Below are 12,175 nucleotides of genomic sequence, written 5' to 3'. Positions count from 1 at the left end.
TATATAAATTAATTATTCATCAATTAAATCATTCATCATGAAAAAAACAATTTTAGTACTGGCTGGTGCATTTATGCTAACAGCCACTGGCGTTTACGCTGAATCTGCAACGAACAACACTGATTTTGAAACCTCTATTACTTCCAAGGTAGATATTAGTTCCTTTTGTAAGGCAATTATGAAAGGAGATATCGAAACGGTCAAAAAACTAATTGAACTTGGCGAGGATGTTAACAAAAAATCATTGGGGATGACCCCGGCCATTTTCGCGGCACGTTACAATAAGGCTGAAATCCTCGAATTGCTCATTGAAAATGGGGCAGATACCAAAATTAAATGCGATAAGGGCTACACTGCCAAAAAACATGCTAAAATTTCTGGAGCTGAAGACGCTCTATCCATTTTGGAAATGCAAAGTAAATCCTAAGAAATTCATTGTTTAATTGACAAAAAGCCCATCCATTTTAATGGATGGGCTTTTTTTATGCCATGAATTTTCGACTACGACATAGTGTTCTCGTAAAAGAATGATCGGTAGCTTATAACTTAAAATCTAAATCCTGTAAAAGCCCTATATGCAAATGCATACATTGCCATAGCTAACATAGCTACACAGAAAAAAGAATAAATTTTAAGTAAAATAACAGCCAACTCCGGCTTGCAGTTCTCGAATGCAGCCAAATAGATGTTCTTAAAATGCAATAGTGTTCCCATATAGTCCCATTTGTGTGCTAAAATTTAACACAATTCATTAAATCAAAGCTATAAGGGTCAAATTATAAGGTAAAATGCAATCTGGGATTTTCAAATATACAAAAAACGATAGGGTCTTTGTTGTGTTTTAACGTTCATCGGTAAAAATAAACGTTTAACCCTGACCTTTGTACTTTTTAATGGATTCTTTAATTTTTTCAATCCTATTTTCTGGGTCTGGGTGCGTACTCTGAAATTCTGGAACGCGATTGGGGCCAGCAGCCGCTTTTAAAATTTCCATTACTTTGATCATCTCATAGGGGTCATAACCGGATTGAATCATAAACAGTACCCCTAGGTCGTCACTTTCCAGTTCGTCCCCACGACCATTCTTCAAGAGCGTATTTTGTCCTATACCGCCCACAACATTGCCAATGTCACCCGCACCAACAGTGGCACCCATAGTGGCCGTACGCCAAAAATTGCTATCCGCTATTCTTTCTGCCGAATGTCTTCCTATAACATGGCCTATCTCATGGCCCAGAACACCTGCCAATTGCTCTTCGTTGAGTTGAGAAAATAGTGCATACGTTATAAAACATTGCCCGCCCGGTAATGCAAAAGCATTAATGGTACGATCATCGGCCAACAAGTGAAAATCAAACTGATACGGCGTTTCACGAGCAATACTGTTCTGAACCAGCTTATTGCCCACATTGTCAACAAAGGCTTGTAAACGTTCATCTGGGTAAAGACCGCCGTGCTGTTGTGCCATTTCAGGAACACTTTGCAGCCCAATGGCTATTTCTTGGTCGGTAGACATGTTTATATGTTGTGATCTGCCCGTGTAGGGGTTCTCCTCGGTATTGCTACATTTTTGAACAAAGGCGAAGGCAACAATCGCCAAGCCTATGAATATTCTTATTTTCCAACTTCCTCTTCTCATGTCGCTTGTGTAGTGTTTATAGCTACAATGTACAAAAAGTGTTATAAAAGTTCCCGGTTTATACCCAAAATTGATTTGTTGGTTTTTTTGAAATAGTCGGCAAAAGGGAATATCAATTCAAGGGATTTTCTTCTTTGTGGTTATAAAGTTTACATGAGCCTGAATTCCTGGCTGACCCAAGATGCTGTATAAACGAATTGTTTGATCTGCTAGTTTTCTTGATAGGTCGAAAGGTATAAATACCCCTGATGCTTTATTGCCAGATCGTTCAACGTAATGATATAGAAATATACCCCGGAAGGTAGACCTTTGTTTCTTTTGATAACTCCCGAAACATTGGATAGCCCAGTGAAACTATTGTCATAATTTTTCTGTATATATACCAAAGTCCCAAATCTGTTGAATATTTGCAAGGTGTTGTTGGGGGAGTTCTCTAGCCCATCGATAACTAAAAAGTCGTTTTTGCCATCTCCGTTCGGGGTCAAAAAGTAGTTGTCCAGATCTATTACACCTGTAGGCTCAAGAACTGTTGTACTCCCTGCCAATGAAAGTATTTGGTAATTATCCGGTATAAACGTATCACTGGTAACTTTTCCGTTTTCCAAGTCACCTGTAATATCGGTATTGCCCAGATCTACCCATTGGTTCTGGACTACGTCCCAACCTACGACCCTTATCTCCGAAAGAGAATCGGCAAATAAACTAACAAAACTCTCTTCGTCCCAAGTTAATGTAACCTTTGAAGGTATGGCGCCATCTAAATGCCAAAACTCATAATTACTTACACTGGTCAGGGCATCTGCCGTTGTGTTAGTGTTGAACGAAAAACCAAAAGTACTTGAAGTATTTGGGTCTTCGTAAAAATAGCCACACTTTGCATAGTCGTTTATACCGTTGGATGTAATGCCTAACGGTCGTATTCTATTGTTCTGACCAACGGGAAAAATGAATTCACTTTTATCGCTTATTGCGGCATATCCATCGATTTTTGTAAAACTGCCGTCACCGGTATAAAAAGCAGTATCAATGAAATTGATGTTTACTTCGGATGCTGTCCTAGAGGTAACGATATCTCCGGCTATTAAATTTAGGTTGTTTTTTATGCCCATGGTGTTGTCTATAAAGAAATCGGCATCTGTCTCAATCTCAACATCATAAAAAACGGGATTTGACGTACCTGATACCGTAATCGACTTGTTTTCCCCGTAAAACCCAACCAATCCCAAGTTCTGGTTAAAAGCACCGTCATTCGTGACATCACTATGAAAACCGACTATGCCTGTATCATGTATTTGAATGTTCCCATAGTTGTGCACAACATCTTCTTGTCCACGCCCTAAAAACATGGTTAGCAGACAAATTACGGTTTGTGTTATGTTTATATTGTTTTTCATGACCTATCTATATGCCTCAAATATTACGATAACCGCATCAGTAAAATTATCTGTGTTCAATGTAAAGCCATTAGTGTCAAAACTGGTTATCGTAGCTGTGGTAAGCCCCAGATTATCCCCGTTTTGATTAGAATATCGCAAACCAATAGCGTGTGAGCTAGAGGCGTATCTAGAGATATCGTTAATAGAGTTTCCGCTGCCGCCTATATAAATCACTTGTTCCGCTATGCTACCACCATTATCTTGGGCAAAGCCCTTCATGTTTCCGAAGGCGTTGGCTATGCCCCTATCATTGTTGCGTATACCGTTATCGGCATTTAAATCAAAATCATCAACATTGGCATAGGCAGTGAACGTAACTGAGGATGGTCTAAACGGGATACCCGTAATACTTTGGATACCAGTGGCGGTAATCCTAAAAGTTCCCATGAACACTCTAGGCAGATTATCTACATATGTTTTTGTTGCAGCATCTTGATTATCGGTAGGTGCTGCCAAGTTTGTTATTTTTGAATTGCCCGCATCATTGCCATTGGCCAAAACATTGGTCAAGTTTTGGTTGTCACCATCTGCGATATCGATAGGTACGTCATTTAAATCATTAAAACTTCCGGAGAAATCATCGGTAGAATCTATATCCAAGTTTGTGGGAATACGGGTTATGTTCGTCCAATCGGGAGCAATCTCGCTATTATTGACGGTGAATTCGGTTCCTGTAAGCGTAAGGCCGTTCCCTGCCGTATAGGTAGTGTCATTGTCACCATCTGCAATATCCGTAGGTATGTCTACGAGGTCATTGTAACTTCCAGAAAAATCATCTGCAGCATTGGTATCGTATGCCGATAAGTCAATAATTGTGTTGTCCGGGTCTTGGGTAAGGCTCACGATTCCACTATTAAACTCAAGGTTTTGTATTTCATTTTCGGTATCCGCATCTGCATCGTTAACATTGAGTACAATCGTATTTCCGTTATTTATACTAATATTTCCCGCCTCTCCGTTCGTACTCAAATTTTGGGTCTGTATTACGGTTTGTGAACCGGCTTCATCGGTATAGGTAAACGTACCATCGCCGTTGTCGTTCAAAGTGGATATACTTTCTTCGGCGCCGTTGAATGTTATGGTGTTTCCGTCCGCATCTGTCAACGTAATGGTGTCATCACCATTGTCGGTAAATGAAAAATCGGTGTCATTACACAGGCTGTTCCATTGTGTGGCGTTAAAGTAATGTATGCAATTGGTATCGGTATTATAGACCAAGGCACCGTTCAGGGGCGTGATGGCTTCCATTTGGGCATTGGACAACCTGGTAAGGACCAGGGCCTTATTTGGGCTCTCAAGTTCAATAAGTGAGGCGGCATCAATCGTGTTTGGATTTTGTCCAATCTTAACTTGGGCAATAGTCCATTGAGCGAGAATGAAAAATACGAGTACAGTGGCTTTTTTGGGTTCCATGACATTGTAGTTAAGTTCTATTACAAAATTAACATCTAGCCAAGGGCATAGCCATATGATGTTGTATATTACTTAAAATACGTTGTCAAATTAGCTATGGTTCACAGGTATCGATAAAAAAAGGGTTTCATCGATTTGATGGATAATACCACTAATCGGTTTAACCAAAAATTAGGGTTTTCAACGAAGAGTAACTTTAAAGCGCATCAAAAAAAAAGAAGGTTTTCAAATTAATGTGAAGCGTATATTTTATAAAAGCTCAGGATTTATATCCAAAATATTGTTTATGATATAGTTACGTAAAAAACCTGCAGTGAAATGTTCAGTACCTTCAAATTCTTCCTTTTGCAGGACCATGGCTATGTTCTTGCTTCTAAACGTGTCAAGCAAAGGAACCGATAATGGGGCGTAACTGTAATGCCAAGGCTCATATTTGAAGCCTTTTCTTTTAGGCTCGTTAGTGTATACCAAATGATATCCGAATTCGGTCGAATTCTCGTCCATCCAGGTCTTAAAAAGTTCGTACGGACCGCCTGCCCCAAATTTTTCGGGCACAAGTACATCGCCCTCTACTTTTCTATACCCGTCCACAATATCAATATCCGTTCCCCAATGATGCCTGCTGGTACCGGGAACGGTACTGTACTCTATAATTTTATCGATGGCATCCAAAGGCTGCATGCCATCATCGGTATAGGTTATGTATTTTCTTTCCCAAATGGCCATTTGCCGTTCAAAGCTACGGTAGCTTGATATCATTTTGATGTCGATACCATCGCTATATGCGGCTCTCTTCATTTTAAGAAAAGCGTCATGCGCCTCTTTTCTTAGATTGATACCTTTACCGAACAGTTCTATATCGGCTTTTCCCATGAGTTCCAAGATCGAATATTCTTCTTCTTGGATGTTGAAAGCCCATTGTGGTACTATGCCCAAGGCCAAACCGGAATAACCGCCAATTTTGATAAAAGATCTTCTTTTCATAACCGTAATTTTGAATAAGTATCTTAACTATAACTCAAAAATAAGACCATTGTTATATAAATTGCTTGAATTGTAAAGATTATGTGGCCTATAATGGTCGAAAAAAGTACAATGAATTGGAATTTGGCCATTTACCTATCCAAATACAGAAAACCCTGGTAATTTAATTCTAGGTCCAACAGATTCATCACATAAAAATATACTCCGTTTGGAAGTCCCGCCGCTCGATTGACGACTAAATTATCCACATTTGAAGTTCCTCCAAATTCGTCAACATAATTTGTGGCCTCGAATACCTTAAGACCATAGCGGTCGTAGATCTGTAAAAAATTATTGGGTGATTCGCCCAAATCGTCAAAAACCAGAAAATCGTTTCTACCGTCACCATTTGGCGAAATGTAATAATTGCCCAACGTGGGATTATTGACGGCAAACGTATCGGTAGGCACGGGGACTCCCGCAAAGGATAATGCATCAAAATCATCGGGATTAAAGGTTTCAGAAATGGCAAATCCCTCGGTAATATCACCACTACGGGCCGTGACGCCGATTTCTACCCATCGGCGAATGGATTTGTTCCACCCTACGATCGTAATGTTATCCAATTCCGAAGCGATATCTACCATATTGCTCTGTGCGTTCCAGCTTAGGGTTACGGTCGAAGGTACGGTACCGTTCAAACGCCAAAACTCCGTTGCGCTGATCTCACCCATGGTACGTGGCCGGTCATCCCTATCAAATTCCTCGTCTATAGAAACGGGATTGCCCGGGTCTTCCCTAAAGTAGGCACAGCGTGCAAAGGTATTTACCAATTGTGAATTCAATATCAACGGTCGTAAGTGCAAGGCATCCCCGACGGGAAAAGAAAACATTTGCCGGTTTTCCATTTGGGCATAGCCGTTTATTTTGGAAATATCGGCCTCACCGGAATAAAAACTGTTTTGAAGAAAATTAAGGTAGATGACCTCCAGGTTTCTGGGCGTAATAAAATCCCCTACGATAAAATTGACATTATTTTCAATATTTAGGCCTACATCCAAGGCAACCCCGGCGTCGTTTGCAATTTCGACATCATAAAAAGTTGGGGCAAAAGCTCCCGAAACCCCAACACGTTCAGCACCGTAAAACCCGGTGAGCCCTAAATTTTGGTCAAAGGCATTATCGTTGATAAGGTTGGTGTGAAAGCCCAATTGTCCATTTTCATGAATACGTAGGTTGCCACTATTATATAAAGCAGTTTGTGCGTTACCCAGAACGATGACCAAGAAAAACGATATATGGAGAAGGTTTTTCATTTTAGAAATCTGTTATTGTAAAGAACCATTCAGCAACAACCAAGGCATTATCACTGTTTCTTCTAATTTCTACCGTGAAAGAACCTGTTGTTTGAGCCGTAACATAAATTCTATTGTCCCCAACTACACTTACTTGAATTATGTAGTTGTTGTCCCCTCTAGCCGTATTGAATGATACAGTATTTATTCCACCGCCACCAGCTACTGTAGCACCACTGACCTTAATGGCATTGGCACCATTAGCTTTACCCATGACAACCACAGCTGGTTCAGCCCACTCAGTGCCAGTGGCTGTTGCTTTTAATACATCACCGACATTTCCCGTGTTTCCATTTATGTCAACAAGTTGGTCATTGAGCTCCAAAGTTCCTTCAATGATTGCTTCCAAACCATTGCCAACTGATTCTCTTAATCTCAGTATTTCTTGACCTCCAGCAGAAAACGCTAACTGATCTTGAGCGGGAAAATACATACCAGTATCTAGCCCCGTATCATTACTGAATCTATAAGAAGGAGTCCCTTCGGTACCATTGGAATTTAAAAGTCCCGATGTTCTTGTAGTACCATCTACGGTCAATTTGTTTGCCAATGGCCTAGTAGCTGCCCCTACTCCCAATCTATTATTGGTAGCATCCCAAAACAACTGGGCATTATTTTCTGCAACCCCATTTGAGCCATTGGCAAAAAATACAGAGCCCGCCGTAGCGGTTACGGTAGCTTCTGATGGAGCTGCCCATACCACATCACCGGAAGCATCGGTCGTAAGGACATTCCCACTCGCTCCTTGTGCGATTTTCGCAGGGGTTACATTGTTGTCGAGAATCTTTACCGTAGTCACTGCATCAGCTGCAATTTCTAGCGTTACATTGTTGAAAGCAGCATCGATACCGCCTGTAATGGTAAGTTCTGTTGATGTGATGTCCCCGTCCCCCGTTATTGTAGCAGGGTTTATCTCAAGTGCTCCGGTCGTCGCATTTTGTTGTAAACCAGTTCCTGCAACATCTGGTGCTATTTTGATTGCATTTACCGCATCATCAACAATCTCATCAGTATTTATGGCATTATCGGCCATTTGAAGATTGGTTATACCGTTTTCCAAAACTTCCAATTGGGGCGTTGCGTTAAAGCCTACGGTAGTACCGTCAACCAATAGATCCCTCTCTATCCAAAAAGGATCACCTGCGCCATCAGTCACCAACAAAGAATTTAGAGCTCCGTCCCCGTTGATTTTGTCAATGGTCACGGCATCGTTTAATATTTTTGTCGTGGTAATCGCATCGTTTGCAATGGTCAGAACCCCAGTGTTTGATAAGGTGGCATCTCCTGTGATTGCTACTTCTTGAACATTGTTAGTGGCATCACCAATATAAATTCTTCCATCGGCCAGTGTATTGACACCTCCTATAGCCGTATCTACATACAATTTGGTAGCTGCATCTTGATTTAGTGTAGGATTAGCTAGATTATTAACTTGATTATTACCTAAATCCAATGCTGCTGCTGCTGCTGCAAAGCCGCTCAAGGGAATATTGGCCTTGTCCAGTTTGGCGTTGGTTATATTGGCGTCGAGAATCTTTATAGTGGTAATCGCATTATTTGCTATGGTCAAAGTCCCATCATTGGCCAAAGTAGCGTCGCCGCCAAGAATAATTTCCTGGGCGGTATCTGTTCCGTCACCAATATAAATCCTCCCATCGGCAAGGGTATTTATACCGCCCACTGCATTATCAACGTATATTTTTGTTGCTGCATCTTGATTTAGGGTAGGGTCTAAAAGATTGTTGATTTGGTTGCTGCCCAAATCCAAAGCGGCCCCTGCAGCACCAAAACCACTTAGGGGAATATTGGCCTTATCCAGTTTGGCATCGGTTATATTGGCATCGAGAATTTTTATAGTGGTAACCGCATCGGTTGCCAGCTCTACAGTATTGATTCCTTCCGGAGAAACATCCAATGTTAACGGGTCGGTACTCGTGCCTAGCCCATTTACCTGTAAAGTGGTATCGGTGGGCCCTGTTACCTCGTTTCCGATAACTCCATCAACTTCGGTAACCGAAAGTGATGACACTTCAACAAGTCTCCAGTCAGTCCCGTCCCATTGTATTACTTCTCCAGCAGTAGTGCCATCCGCTAAATCATTGGGAACTATTGTTCTATCTTCTATTTCGGCAGAGGAAATGGCATCAGGTGTCATATTTTCCCTCCGTACCGCACCATCTGCCAACTTACTGTTATTTACAGCGTCATCGCTTAATTTTGCAGTGGTTATGCCCAATGGTGCAACCTCTATATCAACCGGCAATAAGACAGAACCATTAGCTCCTGAAGTTATGGCGATGGATCCGTCGTTGGTTGTAATGTTTTCCCCATCAATATTCAATGCCGATAATCTTTTCCAGACCACGGTTGAGCCCTCAGTGGTTAGGACATCGTTGTTGTTTGCAGGCAAAATATCAATGGTTTGTATGGTTTGATCTGCAATTTTATCTGTAGTAATAGCATTGTTCGCAATATTGGTCGTTGTAATCGCTCCCGCTTGTATATCATCTCCCAAAATTGTCCCATCCTGTATGTTTCCCGTATTTACGCCTCCAATGGTTATATTGTCGGATTGGATTCCCCTTTTGGCGATTTCGAAATTGGAGCTGGCGTTGTCCAAATCCGGGGTAATCACAATAGTCTCGTTCGTATTTACGATAGCTTCGGTAGTGAAGGTTTGCGAATCACAAAAATTCACCCATTGCGCCCCGTCATAGTAATGTACGCATTGTAGATCGGTATTGTAGACCAAAGCCCCGGCCAAAGGTGTAATACTGTTCATTTGGGCCGTATTCACCCGGGTTATGACCAACGCCCTTGACTGGCTTTCCAGCTCCAAAACAGATGCTGCATCAATATTTTGTGGGTTATCACCAATTTTTATTTGGCCCAAAGCGGTAAGGCTCATGAACAAACAGGCCGTAAAAAGTATGGATTTTAGTTTCATGGGGATATGGTTTCTTTTCCTAAATAATACAGACAAATGTAAGGTTATACGGTAATATTTCTAATTTTATACTTTAAAATACACTTCTATCAAGGTGAAGTGAGCGGTACATAATTTTATGCCCAAGAGCATTACATCCGGTTTTTTGCATCAAAAAAAGCATATTTGAACACATTAACAAAAGTTTAATCATCTTGATTTTTTTTTAACTTCAACTTACATTTTCTTTATATTCCACTAATTGTAGCAAAACACCATGAAAAACCACATACTTCTTTTCTTTTCCTTTTTGCTGTTTGTCTCCGTACAGGCACAAGAAGACGATCGTGTTTTGTTGCGTGGTAAGGTCATGTATCGTGACAGTAACGTTTCCAATGAATATGTCATAAACGTAAATACCGAAAAGGCCGTAAGTACGAATGATAACGGACAATTTGAAACATGGGTCAAAGTAGGCGACCTGTTGGTATTTACAGCGGTAAACTATGAATTGAAATCGGTCGTCATAACCGATGCCATTCTAAAAAACAACAGGCTTGTGGTCGAGGTGAACGAAAAGGTGACCGAGCTGGATGAGGTGGTGGTTTCCCCCGAAAACCAGGAAAAATTTTTAGAGGTAAAGAATGAGGAGTTCAAGGGTTATGAATACGAAATAGACCGTACTTCCGAGGTGCAGAACATTGCCCTTTCGCAAACCGAGAGAGGAATGCAGGACGGGCTCAACATCAAAAATATATTCAAGGCACTGTTCAAGGCGGTAAAGACCGAGGAAGGGGAGGAGCGCCCACCTTTAAAAGTGAGCGAAGTGCTACGCACGGTTTATGACGATGAATTTTTTGTGATGGATCTTAAATTGCCCCAAGACAAAATAGATGCCTTTTTATTGTATTGTGATGCCAAAATGCCATCGCAGTCCCTCTTACAGAAAGATAACGAGTTTCAGTTGATAGACTTTCTGGTGACCCACAGCAAGACTTATTTAAAAGAACTGCAAGCTGAAGAATAGAGGTTTTTTTCTTCTTATGGTAATGCTGGGTATTTTTGCAAATGCCCAAACCTCGGATATTTTGACCGGTAAGGTAAAAAGTACCGATACCGATGTGGCCGATGTTTATATTTTCAACAAAACTTTCTTGAAGTCCACGATTACCGATGCCGAGGGTAATTTCTCGATTCCTGCTAGGCGAAACGATACGATTGTGTTTACGGCACTAAAATATAAAAAGAAGGAAATCGTAGTTACTGTCTCTCTTTTGGAAAGTACTTTTTTGACCATTACCTTAGAGGAATTCGTGAATGAATTGGATGAAGTCACCGTAAGGCCTTACAACCTTTCCGGTAATTTGGGCTCGGATGTGGGAACGCTCAAGACCGAACCCGTAGTAACAGCACAAACTTTGGGGCTTCCCAATGCCAATGCAAAAACATTTACGCAGAGCGAACGGCTGCTGAAAGAAGCTTCATTCGGGCCCTTTTCTGTGGGCACGCTTACCAGCGTTCCCTTTAATCCGCTCATAAACGCCATTACGGGTCGCACCAAAATGCTGAAAAAACGTGTGGCGACCGATAAAAAGTACCGGCGTACCCTACGAATACAACAACTCTACAAAGACTCTGTATTTGTAAAAGATTTTAAAATTCCTATGGATAGAATAAACGACTTTATGTATTTCTGCGAGGTAGACGATACTTTTGCTGCAATTGCCGATGGTAAAGATGAATTAAGGATTTGGGAATTTTTAAAGTCGAAAAGCGATGTGTATCGTAAGAATAATAAGTTAGATTGATAGATCATGGCTAAAACTGGCATGGGAATTGTTTTGAATTGTTCTGCGCTATAGCACCTTAAAAATATAGTTTTTATGTTAAAAAAAGTATTGATTCTTTTCCTACTGCCCTTGTTCGCGTTTACGGTGGGGCATAAGTTTTATGTAAGCGTGACCAATATAAATTACGATGACGAGGATAAAGCGCTACAGATTACTTCACGAATATTCATTGATGATTTGGAAAAGGTTTTAGGGGAACGTTATGGCATTTCGGCAAAATTGGCCACTGATGATGAATCTAAAATAGCCCAGGAATATGTTGAAAAGTACTTGAAAACCAAATTTCTGGTAGCGATTGATGGTGAAACGGTTACGTACGATTATTTGGGAAGTAAGTATGATAAGGACATTATAATTTGCTACGTAGAAGTGTCCAATGTGGATTTTTCGAAGATTTCATCGGTAACTGTTGAAAATGAAATATTGACCGATTTGTTCGATGAACAACAAAACGTGGTTCATTTTAAATACAATGGCAAAAAGAAGAGTTTTGTCCTGATGAGGGGCAATACTAAAGGAATGTTAAATTTATAACATTCCTTAACCTTTCCTTAAAAAATTGGTAATTTCCGAGGATTAAAAATCAATAAAAA

Annotated in this window: 11 protein-coding genes; 4 read left to right on the top strand and 7 right to left on the bottom strand. The window is 40.7% G+C overall.

Going from position 1 to position 12,175, the window contains the following annotated elements; genetic code table 11:
* Positions 1-37 precede the first annotated feature (37 nt).
* Positions 38-427: an ankyrin repeat domain-containing protein gene (locus HYG79_RS02865; protein WP_179240663.1), complete on the top strand. Its 390-nt coding sequence runs from the start codon at positions 38-40 to the stop codon at positions 425-427.
* Between the two features lie 119 nt (positions 428-546).
* Here the strand turns inward: HYG79_RS02865 and HYG79_RS18200 are convergent, their stop codons facing one another.
* The 7 genes from HYG79_RS18200 to HYG79_RS02835 form a co-directional block, all read right to left on the bottom strand.
* Positions 547-714, bottom strand: a complete 168-nt coding sequence (locus HYG79_RS18200; RefSeq protein WP_317168473.1) for a DUF6747 family protein — start codon at positions 712-714, stop codon at positions 547-549.
* Positions 715-868: 154 nt separating this feature from the next.
* Positions 869-1,639: a M48 family metalloprotease gene (locus HYG79_RS02860; RefSeq protein WP_179240662.1), complete on the bottom strand. Its 771-nt coding sequence runs from the start codon at positions 1,637-1,639 to the stop codon at positions 869-871.
* Between the two features lie 209 nt (positions 1,640-1,848).
* Positions 1,849-3,033 carry a gliding motility-associated C-terminal domain-containing protein gene (locus HYG79_RS02855; protein ID WP_179240661.1) on the bottom strand — a complete coding sequence of 395 codons (1,185 nt, stop codon included), beginning with the start codon at positions 3,031-3,033 and terminating at the stop codon, positions 1,849-1,851.
* Positions 3,034-3,036: 3 nt separating this feature from the next.
* The gene (locus HYG79_RS02850; RefSeq protein WP_179240660.1) at positions 3,037-4,488 is read right to left on the bottom strand and encodes a hypothetical protein; all 1,452 of its coding nucleotides are present in this window, start codon (positions 4,486-4,488) and stop codon (positions 3,037-3,039) included.
* A gap of 249 nt (positions 4,489-4,737) precedes the next feature.
* Positions 4,738-5,472 (bottom strand): M15 family metallopeptidase, encoded by a 735-nt coding sequence (locus HYG79_RS02845; RefSeq protein WP_179240659.1) that lies wholly within the window; start codon positions 5,470-5,472, stop codon positions 4,738-4,740.
* 131 nt (positions 5,473-5,603) lie between these two features.
* Positions 5,604-6,767, bottom strand: coding sequence for a gliding motility-associated C-terminal domain-containing protein (locus HYG79_RS02840; RefSeq protein WP_179240658.1), 1,164 nt, complete (start codon positions 6,765-6,767; stop codon positions 5,604-5,606).
* 1 nt (position 6,768) lies between these two features.
* A complete protein-coding gene (locus HYG79_RS02835) occupies positions 6,769-9,753 on the bottom strand; it encodes a beta strand repeat-containing protein (RefSeq protein WP_179240657.1) in 2,985 nt (994 codons plus the stop codon).
* A 256-nt stretch (positions 9,754-10,009) separates the two neighbouring features.
* Here HYG79_RS02835 and HYG79_RS02830 point away from each other — a divergent pair, with 256 nt between their 5' ends.
* From HYG79_RS02830 to HYG79_RS02820, 3 genes are all read left to right on the top strand, one after another.
* On the top strand, positions 10,010-10,759 hold the full coding sequence (locus tag HYG79_RS02830; RefSeq protein WP_179240656.1) for a peptidase associated/transthyretin-like domain-containing protein: 750 nt from the start codon (positions 10,010-10,012) through the stop codon (positions 10,757-10,759).
* 22 nt (positions 10,760-10,781) lie between these two features.
* Positions 10,782-11,540, top strand: coding sequence for a carboxypeptidase-like regulatory domain-containing protein (locus HYG79_RS02825; RefSeq protein WP_228027923.1), 759 nt, complete (start codon positions 10,782-10,784; stop codon positions 11,538-11,540).
* 75 nt (positions 11,541-11,615) lie between these two features.
* The gene (locus HYG79_RS02820; protein WP_179240654.1) at positions 11,616-12,116 is read left to right on the top strand and encodes a DUF6702 family protein; all 501 of its coding nucleotides are present in this window, start codon (positions 11,616-11,618) and stop codon (positions 12,114-12,116) included.
* Positions 12,117-12,175: the final 59 nt, after the last annotated feature.

Origin of the sequence: Costertonia aggregata, from assembly GCF_013402795.1 — a bacterium.
Taxonomy (GTDB): domain Bacteria; phylum Bacteroidota; class Bacteroidia; order Flavobacteriales; family Flavobacteriaceae; genus Costertonia; species Costertonia aggregata.
Note: the sequence above shows the minus strand (reverse complement) of the source record. Positions and strands in the feature narration are given on the sequence as shown.